The sequence below is a fragment of the Stutzerimonas stutzeri genome (assembly GCF_000935215.1).
Lineage (GTDB): Bacteria > Pseudomonadota > Gammaproteobacteria > Pseudomonadales > Pseudomonadaceae > Stutzerimonas.
In genome coordinates, this window is sequence record NZ_JXXD01000320.1 from 1 (window position 1) to 14,995 (window position 14,995).

Consider the following 14,995-nt stretch of genomic DNA (forward strand, 5'->3'; position numbering starts at 1 on the left):
CGCGCGGGGCTGCGCATCATCCCCGCGAGCGGCACGATCAGCGCCACCAGCAAACCGAGCGCCATAAGCGCCGAGGACCACCCCAGCCACTCGATGAGCCCCAGGCTGCCGGGCAGCATGATGAACTGGCCGAAGGAGCCCGCAGCGCTGGCAATGCCCATCGCCATGCTACGCTTCTCCGGCGGAACCGCCTGCCCGACTGCGCCGAGGATCACCGAGAACGAGGTGCCCGACAGCCCAAGTCCGATCAGCAGCCCGGCACTCAGCGTCAGGGTCGTCGGCGAATCGGACACCGCCATCAATGCCAGCCCGATGGCGTAGAGAATGCCGCCGATCAGCACGGCACGAGCCACGCCGAAGCGATCGGCCAGCGCGCCGGTCACCGGCTGTACCAGGCCCCAGATCAGGTTCTGTATCGCGATGGCGAAGGCGAACACCTCGCGGCCCCAGCCGAATTCCGCGCTCATGGGCGGCAGGAACAGACCGAAACCGTGGCGCACGCCGAGGGAAATCGCGAGGATCAGCGAGCCACCGGCGAGAATCCAGGCAGAGTTGCGCCATGCAGCGGTCATGGGTGTCATTCCTCGAAGAAAAGGCGACCAGTTTACTCAGTTAAGCCTTTCTTTCGTCACCCCATGTGTCCGATCGGGTGCCCTCCGCTCTCGCGGAACGCTAAAGCGCCATCAACCCTACGGCCATCAACAACGGCGTCGCTACGCTGACCGCAGCGTTCAGCCCCAATGCCGGCAGCAGGCGTTGCGCCTGCAGCGGTTCGCGACGCAGCAGCCATGCCGCTCGCAGGGCCAGCGGCATGGTCAACAAGCCGAGTGCGCCACCAGCCAGACCTGGCTGCGCCAGCACAGCCAGGAGTACGCCGTAGGCCAGCAGCCACTGCGCAAGCGCCACGCGCACGGCGTTGGCGCAGCCGATATGCATCGGCAGGGTTCGCCGGCCGACAGCGCGGTCGGCATCAATGTCCGGAAACTGGCCTAGCAAAAGCAGGTTGTTGCAGAGCAGCAGAGGGGGCAGGATCAGCCACAGATCGCCGAGGTCCGGCCCGCCGCCGAGAGCGATGCGCGTACCCAGCACCATGAGCGCGAAGCCCAAGCCCGGCGCGAACAGGCACAGCCAGGGGTGGCGGGTCAGCCAAGGCGTGTAAAGCAGCACCAGCAGCAGCCCCGCCAGACCAACCGGCGCCAGACTGAGCAACAGCGGCGGCTGGCGCAGCAGGAAGAACAGGCCGATCAGCGCGCAGGTCAGCAGGCTGCCGAGACCGAGCAGCAATGTGCGACCCAGCAGATGCGGATGGGTCAGCAAGGTACCGCTGCCACCGCTGAACGCCGTGCGGCGGGTCTGCAGGTCCAGCCCACTGCGGTAATCACCCCATTCGTTGAGCGCATTGACTGCCACATGGGCGGCCAGGGCGCCGAGCATCACCAGCAGTGCATCACTGTAGGACATCGCTTCCGCGCCCCCGCGCACTGCCAAGGCCACCCCGAGCGCCACGCAGCTCAGCGTCAGCAGCAGGAAACGACCGCGAGCCACACCCAGCCAGTCCAAGGTTCCGCTCATCTACGCCTCCCGCTATCGGCTTGTGTACGGCAGGCTAACCCCAACGCCGCCCGGCGTCCTTGACACAGATCGACTCCGCCAGACCGCAGCTTCGGCTGCAGGCACGCACCACCCGCTCTCGGGTAAACTGCCCAACCTGTTGCATTCCAGCCGTGAGACCACCATGCCGATTCGCCACTGCATTGTCCATCTGATCGAGAAAAAGCCGGACGGCACCCCCGCCGTGCTCCACGCCCGTGACTCGGAGCTGGGCAACTCCCAGGCCATCGAAAACCTGCTGGCCGATCTCAACGAGAGCTACAACGCCAAGCAGGGCAAGGCCTGGGGCTTCTTCCACGAGGAGTCCGGCGCCTATCCGTTCAGCGGCTGGCTCGCCCAGTACATGGAAGGCAATCAGGACTTCACCGCGTTCAGCCGCCAGGCCGTCGAGCATCTGCAGAAGCTGATGGAAGAATCCAACCTGTCCACCGGCGGCCACGTGCTGTTCGCTCATTACCAGCAGGGCATGACCGATTACCTGGCCATCGCCCTGTTGCACCACAGCAACGGCGTCACCGTTACCGACTCGCTGGACGTGACCGAAGCGAAGCACCTCGACCTCGACCAACTGCACCTGGCGACGCGGATCAACATCTCCGAGTGGCAGAACAACAAGCAGTCCAAGCAGTACATCTCCTTCATCAAGGGCAAGAACGGCAAGAAGGTCTCCGAGTACTTCCGCGATTTCATCGGTTGCCAGGAGGGCGTCGACGGCCCGGGCGAGACGCGCACGCTGCTCAAGGCCTTCAGCGACTACGTCGAAAGCGAGGACCTGCCGGAAGAGAAGGCACGGGAGAAGACCAGCGCCCTGGTTGGCTACGCCAGCAGCCAGGCGAAGATCGGCGAGCCGATGTCGCTGGAGGAGCTGTCCGGGGTGATCGACGAGGAACATCCGCGCGCCTTCTACGAGCACATCCGCAACAAGGATTACGGCCTGTCGCCGGAGATTCCCGCCGACAAGCGCACGCTCAACCAGTTTCAACGCTTCACCGGACGCGCCGAAGGGCTGTCGATCAGCTTCGAGTCGCATCTGCTGGGCTCGAAGGTCGAGTACGACGAGGCGCGTGACATGCTGATCATCCGCCAGCTGCCGACCCAACTGAAGGACCAGCTCAAGCGGCGCAAGGACTGACCGCGCCATGCGCCTGGCAGACGCCATTCTCGATGACTGCCTGTGCGACCCAGCGGCGCCGCTGGCGCGCGATCCGGCACGCTGCTACGGCCTGGACAAAGCTCAGGCCCAAGCGCAGCTGGCAAGCCTGAGGGAATGGCTGCGGGTGCAGCAGAGCATGCTCTGGGCCAACCGCCGCGACGCCCTGCTGCTCGTGCTGCAGGGGCCGGACTGTTCCGGCAAGAACGGCGTGATCCGCCGCGTGCTGAGTGGGCTCGATCCGCTGGGGCTGTCGCCGCACAGCTTCCAGGCACCGAGCGCGGAGGAACGCCGCCACGACTTCCTCTGGCGCTACCGGGAGCGGCTGCCAGCGCCCGGCATGCTCGGCGTATTCAATCGCAGCTACTACGAAGCGCTGGTCAGCGATCTGCGCGACGGCCTGTGCTCGCCTACCGACATCCCGCAACGCCAGGCCGCAATCCAGGCTTTCGAGCGCGCGCTGCCGGCGGCTGGCATCCACCCGCTCAAGTGTTACCTGCAGCTATCCGCCGGCGAGCAGAAACAGCGCCTGCATCGGCGCCTGGAGCAGCCGGAAAAGCGCTGGAAGCTGACCCTCGGCGATCTGCAGGACCAGCGCAACTTCGCCCAGCAGCAGGCGCAATGGGCTGCCGTGCTGAGCAAAAGCCACAGCCGCGAAACGCCCTGGTACGTGATACCGGCCGACCACCGCTGGTTGCGCGACCTGCTCGTCGCCAGCCTGCTCGCCCGCGCGTTCGAGCGCCTGGCCCTGGACTGGCCGGCACAGCCGGCGCCATTCACCCATGCCGATCTGGACAGCACGCCATGAAGCGCTTCGCTCAGGTGTTGCTGCTACTGCCGCTGCTGGCGCAGGCGCAGGCGCAGCCAGGCGAAACAGCGCCGGAACTCTCGGTGGACGAAGTCCGCTTCACGGTCGCCAACTCCGAATTCACCCTGATGCACGAGATGGGGCACCTGCTGATCAGCGAACTGCAGCTGCCGGTGCTTGGACGTGAGGAAGACGCCGCCGACCAGCTCGGCTTCATGGGTCTGTTCCTGTTGCAGCGGGAACAGCACCGCGACGACTTCTACGCCAAGCTGATGGACGTCGCCGATTACTGGCGTCTGGAATGGCAGAGCGCGGAACGCGACGGCTCCCCGGTGCCGGTCTGGGACAGCCACGCGCTGGACGCCCAACGCTTCTACAACATCGCCTGCCTGGCCTACGGCAGTGATCCGGATCGGCTCGACTGGGTGCTGGAAGTCAGCGGCCTGCCGGTGGAACGGGCGCTGTACTGTCCCGAGGAGTATGAACAGGCGGCCCGCGCGGTGCAGTGGTTTCGCGAACACTTGGGCCGCAGCGACGAGGGACCGGCGCGGCACCGCATTCAGGTGATCTACGACACACCACCCGGACATCTGCCGGGTGGTGCCGAACTGCTGGAAAAGATCCGCGCCAGCGGCGAACTGGAGGCAGTCGCGGCGAAGGCCAGCGATGCCTTCGAACTGCCCCGCGACCTGACCCTGCGCATGTCCACCTGCGGCGCACCGGACGCCTGGTTCAACCGCATCAGCGGTGAACTCACGCTATGCTACGAGCGCATCGCCTACTTCCGCACGCTCGCTCGCGAACTGCCGAAACTGCGCGCCGGCGAATCACCGGCGTCGCACTGAGGCGTCTTCAGCGCGCCTCGATGCGATAGCCGACACGCGGGAAGTGCACGTGCACGACCCCGGTGCGGTCATCGCTGCGGCGCAGGATCAGCTCTTCGCTACCGGCAAAGACCAACTCGCCCTCGACCGGATCAGCGCCGTAATCCACCGCGGCGATGGCCACCAGCTGCCCTTCCTGGAAACCGTTCGGCTCGCTGAATGCTTCATCCGGCAGCGGCGCAGGCTCGGCCTCCAGCGCCATGCGCAGTGCATCCTCGGCGGACAACTCGCTGCTGGAGCCATGGCCCACGCCGAGTACCTTGCCAAGCCAGGCCGCCACCTCCGGGTAGCCATCCACCAGCGGCGCGGTGACCGGCGTCGCACGCAGGAACCACAGACAATGCGCGACGGCGAAGTCGGCAATCGACGGCGCCGCGCCAAACAGGAACTCGCCCTCCTCCCGCGCCAGTTGCTGCTGCAGGCGCGTCATGAAGGTTGGCCAATCATTCTTCGCCTGCTCCAGCGGAACGCGACTGACCGAGCCGTTGGCGAACAACTGCGCGCGGTCCTGGCTGAACACCTGGACGAACTCCTTGGGCACCTGGGCGAAGCGCACGGCCATGGATTCAGGCTGGAAGACCAGGCTTACGGCATTCAGGAACAGCACCGAGTCGGCCCACTGGGCAAGTGTCGCTGCGGTGAATTCCTGGCCTTCCGGGAACAGCGCCGGGGTGGCCTTTTCGGCCTCGAGTCGACGCGCGATCAGGGCGGTGTCGCAGTAGATGTCGGCGCCGACCTGCAGCACCGGGGTGCGCCGGTAACCACCGGTCAGCGCGGTGAGATCAGGCTTGGGCATGACCGGCGGGATCATCACCGAACGCCAGGACAACTGCTTGAATCCGAGCATCAGGCGCGCCTTCTCGGCGAACGGTGAGGTGGGATAGTGGTGCAGGATCAGCTCGTGCATGACAGGTTCCGCCAGAGTGGATTGGGTCGAGGAGCATCAGCTTAGACGCTCCGCTCCGGCGAGCCTACCGGCTGATTAGCGCGTCATTCACGCGACGGTGCCGGCCGCGCTGACCAGACGCTCCTTGGCACGCTTGTCCAGACGCTTGATGGCGATTTCCCGGCGCAGCGCATCGCCCTTGCTGGCGCAGGCCTCGACATAGACCAGCGCCTGCGCCGGGCTGGAATGGAAAAAGCGCGCGCCACGCCCGCGCTGGTGCTCGGCGAAACGCCGCTGGGCATCGTCGCTGATGCCGCAGTACAGCGCACCGTTGGCGGCACGCACCAGGTAGACGAACCAGGGCTTGGGCTGGACCTCGGTCATGTTTGGCAACGATCTCGACGGCGGGGACAACAGGGCCGGCATTATGCCGAACTGACGCGCCGCGGTCGTCCATCCGGGCTGCGTCTAGCAGAGAGGCCGCTCGCTGTCCAGATATGGTGGCGGTTCGCCTTTGCGTATACTGCGCCGATGTTTGCCCATTCCCTGTTCCGCAAGCGCTGCGCCACCTGGCTGTTGGCGATCGGAATCTTCCTGATGCTCGGCAGCTGCGCCGAAAAGCCCAGCGAGCTCGAGCGCATTCAGGAGGAAGGCGTACTGCGCGTGATCACCCGCAACAGCCCTTCCACCTATTTCCAGGATCGCAACGGCGAAGCCGGCTTCGAATACGAACTGGTCAAGCGCTTCGCCAATACCCTCGGCGTCAAGCTGCAGATCGAAACCGCCGACAACATCGAAGAGATCTTCAACCGCCTCAATCGCCCTGGTGGCCCGGCACTCGCCGCCGCCGGCCTGGTGGCCAGCGAAGGCCGGCAGGAGCTGGCGCGCTTCACCCGCTCGTATCTCGACGTCACCACCCAGGTCGTCTACCGCAGCGGCCAGCGCCGACCGACCAGCCCGAAGGATCTGATCGGCAAGCGCATCATGGTGCTCAAGGGCAGCAGCCAGGCCGAGAAGCTGGCCGCGTTGCAGGCCGAGTATCCGGACCTGCGCTACGAGCAATCCGATGCGGTAGAAGTGGTCGACCTGCTGCGCATGGTCGATGAGGGGCAGATCGACCTGACCCTGGTGGAATCCAACGAGATGTCCATGAACCAGGTGTACTTCACCAACATCCGTGCCGGTTTCGACGTCGGCGAGCAGAACAGCCTGGCCTGGATCGTACCCAAGGGCGAGGACGACAGCCTGCTCCAGGCAGCCAACTCCTTCCTTGAAAAGGCCCAGGAGAACGGCACGTTGCAGCGCCTGCGCGAGCGCTACTACGGCCACGTCGACGTGCTCGGCTACGTCGGCGCCTATGCCTTCGCCAAGCATCTGCAGCAACGCCTGCCGCGTTATGAGAAAGCCTTTCGCGAGACGGCCAAGAAGCATGGCATCGACTGGCGCCTGCTGGCCGCCATCGGCTATCAGGAATCCCACTGGCAGCCGGAGGCCACCTCCAAGACCGGCGTGCGCGGGCTGATGATGCTGACCCTGCGCACCGCCAACGCCATGGGCGTGACCAATCGCCTCGACCCGGTGCAGAGCATCCAGGGCGGTGGCAAGTATCTGGTCAAGGTCCATGCCGGGCTGCCGGAAAGCATCCTGGAACCGGATCGCACCTGGTTCGCCCTGGCTGCCTACAACGTCGGCGGCGGCCATCTGGAGGATGCGCGCAAGCTCGCCGAAGCCGAAGGACTCGACCCCAACAAGTGGCTGGACGTAAAACAGATGCTGCCGCGCCTGGCGCAGAAGCAGTGGTACAGCAAGACCCGTTACGGCTACGCCCGCGGCGGCGAACCGGTGCATTTCGTGGCCAACATCCGCCGCTACTACGACATCCTCACCTGGGTGACCCAGCCGCAGATGGAGGGCCAGCAACTGGCCCACAGCGAACTGCACATCCCCGGCATCAACTCCACCGACCTGATGGAAGAGCTGCCGCCGCTCTGACCGGCACGCCGCCCGCTCCGCCTCAGGACGTGCCGACACCCATGCGCCGCAGCAGCGCCTTCTCGACCTCCAGGATCAGCAGCACCGCCACACCGGTCAGCACCACCAGCGCACCGGTTGCCAACGGCAGGGCCTCGGAGGCGAACAGCGACTGCATGAACGGCGCGTAGGTGAACAGCAGCTGCAACGCGAACACCCCGAACACCGCCAACAGCACCCGCGGCGTGCCCTTCACGCCCTGTACGGTGAACGACGGTGCTTTCAGGTAGCGCACGCTGAACAGGTAGAACACCTCCATGCACACCAGTGTGTTCACCGCCACGGTGCGCGCCGTCTCCACCGTCGCGCCCTGCGCCAGCATCCACTGGAACATGCCGAAGATTCCAGCGAGGAACAGCGCGGAAACGAAGAAGATCCGCCAGATCACGAAGCGCGACAGCATCGGCTCGTCCGGTCGCCGCGGTGGACGCCGCATCACATCCGCCTCGGTCGGCTCGAAGGCCAGCACCATGGCCAGTGCCACGGAACTGACCATGTTGACCCAGAGCACCTGCACCGGCGTGATCGGCAGCGCCAGGCCGAGCAGCACCGCCAGCAGCAGCGACAGCGACTCGCCGCCGTTGATCGGCAGCAGGAAGGTCATGGTCTTGCGCAGATTGTCGTAGACGGTACGGCCCTCTTCCACCGCATGGGCGATGGAGGCGAAGTTGTCGTCCGCCAGCACGATGGCGCCGGCCTGCTTGGCCGCCTCGGTGCCCTTCATGCCCATCGCCACCCCGACATCGGCCTGCTTCAGCGCCGGCGCATCGTTGACGCCGTCGCCGGTCATGGCGACCACTTCGCCATTGGCCTGCAGCGCACGCACCAGCCGCAGCTTGTGTTCCGGGCTGGCACGGGCGAACACCCGGGCCTCGGCGACGGCCTGGCGCATGGCCGCATCGTCCATGGGTTCCAGCTCCGGGCCGGTGATCGCCTTGATCTCCTCACCCATGCCCAGCTGTCGGGCGATGGCGCTGGCGGTCACGCCGTGGTCACCGGTAATCATCACCACGCGAATGCCGGCCGCGCGGCACTGCGCCACCGCACGGATCGCTTCGTCACGGGGCGGATCGATGATGCCCACCAGGCCGAGCAGAGTCAGCCCGCTGGAGACATCGGCATGCTCGAGGTCTTCCTTGCCCGCCTCCAGCCGACAGCGGGCGAAGGCGAGCACCCGGCGTCCGGCGCGCGCCTGCGCCTCGATCTGGGTGTGCCAGTGCGCTTCGTCCAGTGCCTGCTCGACGCCATCGGCCTGCAGCTGCTGCGAGCACATGGCCAGGATGCGTTCCGGCGCGCCCTTGACCAGCACTTCGCTGCCGCCGTCGCAGGCGTGCAGGGTGGCCATGAAACGGTGCTCGGATTCGAAGGGAATCACGTCCAGCCGCGGCCGGTCGACCTGTCGTGCGGTAGGTGAAAGCCCGGCCTTCATCGCCAGGGTCAGCAGTGCGCCCTCGGTAGGATCGCCGGCCAGCACCCACTGCTGATCCTTCTCATGCAGGCTGGCGTCATTGCACAGCGCGGCGGCCTCGACCAGCGCGGCCGCCGCCGGCGAGCGGGTAGTCAATGCAGCCGCATCGACCGCTGCGCCCTGCAGCAGCAAGCTGCCAGTCGGCGCATACCCCGCTCCCTCGACATCCAGTGACTGGCCGGCGCAGATCACCTCCTGCACCGTCATCTCGTTGCGCGTCAGGGTGCCGGTCTTGTCCGAGCAGATCACTGTCACCGAACCCAGCGTCTCCACCGCCGGCAATCGACGGATCACCGCGTTGCGCGCGGCCATGCGCTGCACGCCGATCGCCAGGGTGATGGTCATGATCGCCGGCAGGCCCTCGGGAATTGCCGCGACCGACAGGCCGACCGCGGCCATGAACATCTCGCCAGCGCCCATGCCACGCACCAGCGTGCCAAACAGGAACAAGAGCACACCAGCCGCGAGAATGACCGCCGTCAACGCCCGGGCAACTTCGGCCATCTTGCGCAGCAGCGGCGTGGTGCCCTGCTCCACCGATTCGAGCATGCGGCCGATACGGCCGATCTCGGTGGCCGCGCCAGTGGCAACCACCACCGCCCGCGCCTGCCCCTGGGTGACCAGCGTGCCGGCGTAGCCCATGCAGAGCCGATCACCGATCGCCGCGTCATCGGCGACGGCATCGACCTGCTTGTCCACCGGCACCGACTCCCCGGTCAAAGCCGCTTCATCGACACGCAGATTGCGCGCCTGCAGCAGTCGCACATCAGCCGGCAGGCTGTCGCCGGAGGCCAGCAGCACCACGTCGCCGGGCACCAGATCGGCGGCATCGATGTCCTGCTGCCGGCCGTCGCGCAGTACCACCGCATGCGGCGCCAGCAGATGGCGGATCGCCTGCAGCGCTTTTTCCGCCTTGCCTTCCTGGACGAAACCGATCACCACGTTCACCACCACCACCGCCAGGATCACCGAGGTATCGACCCAATGTCCCATCAGCCCGGTGACCAGCGCCGCGGCCATCAGCACGTAGAGCAACAGGTTGTTCAGGTGGCGCAGCAGGCGCTGCAGGATGCTCGCCGGCTTGGCCTCGTCGAGCCGGTTCGGCCCGTAGCGGAGCAGTCGTTCCCGTGCTTGCTCGTGCGTCAGGCCAGCGCTGGTGGAGTCCAGTTCCAGCAGGGCCTCCTCGGCCGGACGAGCGTGCCAGCGGGTCGATTGGGTCTGCTGTTCGGGCATTCGGTCCTCCGGGGTGGCTGATTCATTGCCGGCGCACTGCAAAGCTAGCCCATGAGAGCCGAAACAGAGCGGCTCTGGCCATCGCAACGAAACGGCTTGCAACACTCGGGCAGTGGTCGATTGCCGCATGCCGGCCCGCTGCGCGCCGAGCCGATCCTCGCGCTATTCTTGCCCTCTTCATGAACTTCGAGATTGTTCCATGCCAAAGAACATACTGATTGTCGGCGCCTCCCGCGGCCTGGGCCTCGGCCTGGCGAAGCAGTTTTCCAGCGCAGGCTGGCAGGTGATCGCCACCGTGCGTGATCCGCAGCGCGCCGACGCGCTCAGTGGAATACCACAGCTGCGCATCGAAACCCTGGACATGGATGATGCAGCCAGCGTCGACCAACTGGCCGCGCGCCTGGCCGACACCCCGATCGATGTGCTGTTCGTCAACGCCGGCATCGCCGGGCCGCAAGACAAACCGGCCACCCAGGCCAGCCGGGCGGAAGTCGGCCAGCTGTTCTTCACTAATGCCGTTGCGCCGGTGCGCCTGGCCGAGCGGCTGCTGCCGCGGGTGAACCCCGATCAGGGCGTGATCGTTTTTATGAGCTCAATCCTCGGCAGCGTCGAGGTTGGCCCGGGCATGGGCATGGACCTCTATGGCGCGAGCAAGGCGGCGCTCAATCACCTGACGCGGACCTTCGTCGCCGCGCTCGGCGAGACGAAGCTGACAGTGCTGTCGATGCATCCCGGCTGGGTCAAGACCGACATGGGCGGCGACCAGGCTCCACTGGATGTCGAGACCAGCACGCGCGGTATGCTCGAGCAGGTTACCCAGGCTATTGGACAGGGCGGACATCGATATCTGGATTACCAGGGCAATCCGTTGCCCTGGTAATGATGACCACAAGGGTTATCTCGGGAGTCGGATTGGCCGCTCCCACTAACCAACCCTTGGCAACCCTGTGACAAACCCACCCAAAACCCTTTATCTTCCTCCCCCGGCGAGGCATCCCCCTCCGCCTCCTGGATCAGCAGACAGGGCATAACTGAGCTGGCTACTCTGAACTCAACCATTCAGGAGAAAGCCGGCATGGCTGCTCATCGAATCTGGATCAAGCATCCCCTCGCCCTCTTCACCGCCAACGACCAGAAAGCCCCAGGCGGGCTGGTGATCGAAGACGGTGTCATCACCGAACTCCTTGCCGCCGGCGCCTCGCCCGCGCAGCCGGTGGACGAGACCTTCGACGCACGTGAACACGTGGTGTTGCCGGGCCTGGTCAACACCCATCACCACTTCTACCAGACCCTCACCCGCGCCTGGGGCCCGGTGGTCAACGAGCCGCTGTTCAACTGGCTGCTGACCCTCTACCCGGTCTGGGCGCGGCTGACACCGGAGGCGTTGCAGCTGGCGAGCAAGGTGGCGCTGGCTGAGCTGCTGTTATCCGGCTGCACCACGGCAGCGGATCACCACTACCTGTTTCCGGGCGGGCTCGAGGACGCCATCGATATCCAGGTCGGAGCGGTCCGCGAGCTGGGCATGCGCGCCATGCTCACCCGCGGTTCGATGAACCTGTCCAAGGACGATGGCGGCCTGCCGTGCAAGAGCGTGGTGCAGGACGCCGAGACCATCCTCGCCGACAGCGAGCGGCTGATCGACCGCTACCACGAGCGCGGCGACGGCGCGCAGATCCAGATCGCCCTGGCGCCCTGCTCGCCGTTCTCGGTCACCACCGACATCATGCGCACCTGCGCGGAGCTGGCCGAAGCGCGCGACGTGCGTCTGCATACGCACCTGGCCGAGACCCTGGACGAACAGGAGTTCTGCGCGAAGCGCTTCGGCATGCGCACCGTGGACTACCTGCAGAGCGTCGGCTGGCTCGGCCCGCGTACCTGGCTGGCCCATGGCATCCATTTCAACCAGGTGGAAATTCACCGCCTGGGTGCAGCCGGTGTGGGCATCTGCCATTGCCCGAGCTCCAACATGCGTCTGGCCTCGGGCATCTGCCACACGCTCGAGCTCGAGGACAAGGGCGCCATCATCGGCCTGGGCGTCGACGGCTCGGCCTCCAACGACGCCTCCAACATGATGCTCGAGGCGCGCCAGGCGCTGTTCATCGGGCGCCTGCGCTACGGCGCCGAGAAGATCACCCCAGAGAAGGTGCTGGGCTGGGCGACCCGCGGCTCCGCGCGGCTGCTCGGGCGCAGCGACATCGGCGAGCTGGCGGTCGGCAAGCAGGCCGACCTGGCCCTCTTCAGACTCGATGAGCTACGTTTTTCCGGCAGCCACGATCCCATCGCCGCACTCCTGCTGTGTGCCGCCGACCGTGCCGACCGGGTGATGGTCGGCGGCAAATGGCGCGTCATCGACGGTCAGGTCGAAGGCCTCGACGTGCAGGGACTGATCGCCGATCACCAGCAGGCGGCCCGGCAACTGGTAAACGGCTAAACAACCACGATCGAGGCTTGCACCAAAGCTGGGCGCCGTGGATTACTGGCGCACCAGTGCAAGTCTCGATCGGGCCTCGGCGTCGAGTCGAATCGGCCGCAATCCGGCACAGCGAAGGTATCTGTCCAGTTGGTCAGCTTTTTGCTAACCAGCTATCAGCCAACACAGGCTCTGTAGCTAGACAAACAGGAGCGTCACCCGCCATGCAGAACAACTCACGGAAAACCCTGCTGCGCGCCCTTGCCGCAGCGATCGGCTTCAGCGCCGCACTGACGACCGCCGCGGCGTCGGCTGCCGATCCGCTGAAGGTCGGCTTCGTCTACATCGGCCCGATCGGCGACCACGGCTGGACCTACCAGCACGAGCAGGGTCGCAAGTACATGGAAGAGAAGCTGGGCGACAAGGTGCAGACCAGCTTCGTCGAGAACGTGCCGGAAGGCGCCGACGCCGAGCGGGTCATCCGCAACATGGCCAAGAGCGACTACGACCTGATCTTCACCACCTCCTTCGGCTACATGAACCCCACGCTGAAGGTCGCCAAGCAGTTCCCCAAGGTCATCTTCGAGCACGCCACCGGTTACAAGCAGGCGAAGAACGTCGGCACCTACCTGACCCGTTCCTATGAAGGTCGCTACGTCGGCGGCTTCCTCGCGGCGAACATGACCAAGACCAAGAAGGTCGGCTACATCGCCTCGTTCCCGATTCCGGAAGTGATCCGCGACATCAACGCCATCCAGCTGGCGCTGGACAAGTACAACCCCGGCACCGAGATCAAGGTGGTGTGGGTCAACACCTGGTTCGATCCGGGCAAGGAAGCCGATGCCGCCAACGCCCTGATCGACCAGGGCGTCGACGTGATCTTCCAGCACACCGACAGCCCGGCCCCCATCCAGGCCGCCGAGCGTCGTGGCGTCTACTCCGTCGGCTATGCCTCGGACATGCAGCACTTCGGGCCGAAGGCCGTGCTGACCTCCATCGTCAACGACTGGGGCCCGCACTACACCAAGTCCGCCGAAGCGGTGATGGCCGGCAACTGGAAATCCGAAGACTTCTGGGGTGGTCTGGCCCAGGACAGCATCAGCCTGCCGATCAGCGATCTGGTGCCCGCTGACGTGAAGACCGAAGCCGAAGCGATCATCACCAGCATCAAGAGCGGCGAGTTTCATCCGTTCACCGGTCCGATCAAGGACCAGGCTGGCGAAGTGCGCATCGCCGAGGGCGAGACCGCCAGCATCAAGGACCTCGCCTCGATGAATTACTACGTCGAAGGCGTCAAGGCCGAGTTGCCCAAATAAGCGCTGAGCTGGAAGCCTGAAGCTGGAAGCCAGCCGTGCCTGCTTCAGGCTTCAGGCTTCAGGCTTCAGGCTTCAGGCTTCAGGCTTCAGGCTGCGACCCAAGGTATTCCGAAATGACCCAACTTCCCATCATCGATATTTCCCCACTCTATAACGCCGACGAGGCCGGCCATCTGGCCGTCGCCGAGGCGATCGACCGCGCCTGCCGCGAGTGGGGTTTCTTCTATATCAAGGGTCACCCGATCAGCGCCGAGCGCATCGCCACCCTCACCGACCATGCCCAGCGCTTCTTTGCCCTGCCCGCCGAAGAAAAGCTGAAGATCGACATCACCAAGAGCCGCCACCACCGCGGCTACGGTGCCGTCGCCACCGAACAGCTTGACCCGAGCCAGCCGTGCGACCTCAAGGAAACCTTCGACATGGGTTTCCATATGCCGGCCGACCACCCGGACGTGCTGGCCGAAAAACCACTGCGCGGGCCCAACCGCCATCCGCTGCAGATCGAAGGTTGGACCGAGCTGATGGAGGGCCACTACCGCGACATGCAGGATCTTGCCTGCACCCTGCTGCGTGCCATCGCGCTCGCCCTGGGCATCGAGCGGGACTTCTTCGACAAGCGCTTTATCGAACCCATCAGCGTGTTCCGCATGATCCACTACCCGCCGCGGCAAACGGCCACCAGCGCCGATCAGCAGGGCGCCGGCGCACACACCGACTACGGCTGCGTGACCCTGCTCTATCAGGACCAGGCCGGCGGCCTGCAGGTGCAGAACGTCAAGGGCGAATGGATCGACACGCCGCCCATCGAAGGCACCTACGTGGTCAACATCGGCGACATGATGGCGCGCTGGAGCAATGACCGTTACAAGTCGACGCCGCATCGCGTGATCAGCCCGCTGGGTGTGGACCGCTACTCCATGCCGTTCTTCGCCGAGCCGCATCCGGACACCGAGATCGCCTGCCTGCCCGGTTGCTACGACGAAGCCAACCCGCCGAAATACCCCAGCACCACCTGCAGCCGGTACATGCTCTCGCGCTTCGCCGAGACCTACGCCTACCGACGGCAGGGCGAGGCCGAACCCGTCTGAACGGGCTTTAATTGCAGTATGAAAACATGGGCGAGCGCATCGATACGCCTCGCCCGATCTGCGCGCGTCTGCCGCATTGACTTTTGAGTCAGGAATTAGTTGACCGAGAA

General features: G+C 65.5%; 13 protein-coding genes. 8 read left to right on the forward strand and 5 right to left on the reverse strand.

Annotation, left to right across the window (positions count from 1 at the left end):
- Together LO50_RS22820 and LO50_RS22825 are read right to left on the reverse strand one after the other, a co-directional pair.
- The coding region (locus LO50_RS22820; protein ID WP_044316456.1) for an MFS transporter at nt 1–572 on the reverse strand (572 nt) is incomplete at its 3' end.
- 100 nt (nt 573–672) lie between these two features.
- On the reverse strand, nt 673–1,572 hold the full coding sequence (locus LO50_RS22825) for a prenyltransferase (RefSeq protein ID WP_044316457.1): 900 nt from the start codon (nt 1,570–1,572) through the stop codon (nt 673–675).
- A 163-nt stretch (nt 1,573–1,735) separates the two neighbouring features.
- Here LO50_RS22825 and yejK point away from each other — a divergent pair, with 163 nt between their 5' ends.
- The 3 genes from yejK to LO50_RS22840 are packed head-to-tail and all read left to right on the forward strand — an operon-like array spanning nt 1,736 to nt 4,414.
- Nucleotides 1,736–2,743, forward strand: coding sequence for a nucleoid-associated protein YejK (yejK, locus tag LO50_RS22830; protein WP_003298206.1), 1,008 nt, complete (start codon nt 1,736–1,738; stop codon nt 2,741–2,743).
- 7 nt (nt 2,744–2,750) lie between these two features.
- Nucleotides 2,751–3,569, forward strand: a complete 819-nt coding sequence (locus LO50_RS22835) for a PPK2 family polyphosphate kinase (protein WP_003298207.1) — start codon at nt 2,751–2,753, stop codon at nt 3,567–3,569.
- Nucleotides 3,566–4,414: a DUF4344 domain-containing metallopeptidase gene (locus LO50_RS22840; protein ID WP_003298208.1), complete on the forward strand. Its 849-nt coding sequence runs from the start codon at nt 3,566–3,568 to the stop codon at nt 4,412–4,414. Before LO50_RS22835 ends, LO50_RS22840 begins: the two co-directional genes overlap by 4 nt.
- 7 nt (nt 4,415–4,421) lie before the next feature.
- Here LO50_RS22840 and LO50_RS22845 read toward each other — a convergent pair whose 3' ends face one another.
- Both LO50_RS22845 and LO50_RS22850 read right to left on the reverse strand, forming a co-directional pair.
- Nucleotides 4,422–5,360, reverse strand: a complete 939-nt coding sequence (locus LO50_RS22845; RefSeq protein WP_044316458.1) for a glutathione S-transferase family protein — start codon at nt 5,358–5,360, stop codon at nt 4,422–4,424.
- An 87-nt stretch (nt 5,361–5,447) separates the two neighbouring features.
- Nucleotides 5,448–5,723, reverse strand: coding sequence for a GIY-YIG nuclease family protein (locus LO50_RS22850; protein ID WP_044316459.1), 276 nt, complete (start codon nt 5,721–5,723; stop codon nt 5,448–5,450).
- Nucleotides 5,724–5,870: 147 nt separating this feature from the next.
- Between LO50_RS22850 and mltF the strand changes: the two genes are divergently transcribed.
- The gene (gene mltF, locus LO50_RS22855) at nt 5,871–7,331 is read left to right on the forward strand and encodes a membrane-bound lytic murein transglycosylase MltF (protein WP_044316460.1); all 1,461 of its coding nucleotides are present in this window, start codon (nt 5,871–5,873) and stop codon (nt 7,329–7,331) included.
- A gap of 22 nt (nt 7,332–7,353) precedes the next feature.
- Here mltF and LO50_RS22860 read toward each other — a convergent pair whose 3' ends face one another.
- Nucleotides 7,354–10,071 carry an HAD-IC family P-type ATPase gene (locus tag LO50_RS22860; RefSeq protein WP_044316461.1) on the reverse strand — a complete coding sequence of 906 codons (2,718 nt, stop codon included), beginning with the start codon at nt 10,069–10,071 and terminating at the stop codon, nt 7,354–7,356.
- Nucleotides 10,072–10,270: 199 nt separating this feature from the next.
- Between LO50_RS22860 and LO50_RS22865 the strand changes: the two genes are divergently transcribed.
- The 4 genes from LO50_RS22865 (at nt 10,271) to LO50_RS22880 (ending at nt 14,885) form a co-directional block, all read left to right on the forward strand.
- Nucleotides 10,271–10,951, forward strand: a complete 681-nt coding sequence (locus LO50_RS22865) for an SDR family oxidoreductase (protein WP_044316462.1) — start codon at nt 10,271–10,273, stop codon at nt 10,949–10,951.
- Nucleotides 10,952–11,146: 195 nt separating this feature from the next.
- On the forward strand, nt 11,147–12,502 hold the full coding sequence (locus tag LO50_RS22870; protein WP_003298217.1) for an 8-oxoguanine deaminase: 1,356 nt from the start codon (nt 11,147–11,149) through the stop codon (nt 12,500–12,502).
- Between the two features lie 203 nt (nt 12,503–12,705).
- Nucleotides 12,706–13,797, forward strand: a complete 1,092-nt coding sequence (locus LO50_RS22875) for a BMP family ABC transporter substrate-binding protein (RefSeq protein ID WP_044316463.1) — start codon at nt 12,706–12,708, stop codon at nt 13,795–13,797.
- A 113-nt stretch (nt 13,798–13,910) separates the two neighbouring features.
- Entirely contained in the window at nt 13,911–14,885 is a 975-nt protein-coding gene (locus tag LO50_RS22880) for a 2-oxoglutarate and iron-dependent oxygenase domain-containing protein (protein WP_003298219.1), read from the forward strand.
- Nucleotides 14,886–14,995: the final 110 nt, after the last annotated feature.

Coding starts and splice junctions, on each gene's coding strand:
- LO50_RS22825 (WP_044316457.1), bottom strand. CDS start 1,572: ATGAGCGGAACCTTGGACTGGCTGGGTGTGGCTCGCGGTCGTTTCCTG.
- yejK (WP_003298206.1), top strand. CDS start 1,736: ATGCCGATTCGCCACTGCATTGTCCATCTGATCGAGAAAAAGCCGGAC.
- LO50_RS22835 (WP_003298207.1), top strand. CDS start 2,751: ATGCGCCTGGCAGACGCCATTCTCGATGACTGCCTGTGCGACCCAGCG.
- LO50_RS22840 (WP_003298208.1), top strand. CDS start 3,566: ATGAAGCGCTTCGCTCAGGTGTTGCTGCTACTGCCGCTGCTGGCGCAG.
- LO50_RS22845 (WP_044316458.1), bottom strand. CDS start 5,360: ATGCACGAGCTGATCCTGCACCACTATCCCACCTCACCGTTCGCCGAG.
- LO50_RS22850 (WP_044316459.1), bottom strand. CDS start 5,723: ATGACCGAGGTCCAGCCCAAGCCCTGGTTCGTCTACCTGGTGCGTGCC.
- mltF (WP_044316460.1), top strand. CDS start 5,871: ATGTTTGCCCATTCCCTGTTCCGCAAGCGCTGCGCCACCTGGCTGTTG.
- LO50_RS22860 (WP_044316461.1), bottom strand. CDS start 10,071: ATGCCCGAACAGCAGACCCAATCGACCCGCTGGCACGCTCGTCCGGCC.
- LO50_RS22865 (WP_044316462.1), top strand. CDS start 10,271: ATGCCAAAGAACATACTGATTGTCGGCGCCTCCCGCGGCCTGGGCCTC.
- LO50_RS22870 (WP_003298217.1), top strand. CDS start 11,147: ATGGCTGCTCATCGAATCTGGATCAAGCATCCCCTCGCCCTCTTCACC.
- LO50_RS22875 (WP_044316463.1), top strand. CDS start 12,706: ATGCAGAACAACTCACGGAAAACCCTGCTGCGCGCCCTTGCCGCAGCG.
- LO50_RS22880 (WP_003298219.1), top strand. CDS start 13,911: ATGACCCAACTTCCCATCATCGATATTTCCCCACTCTATAACGCCGAC.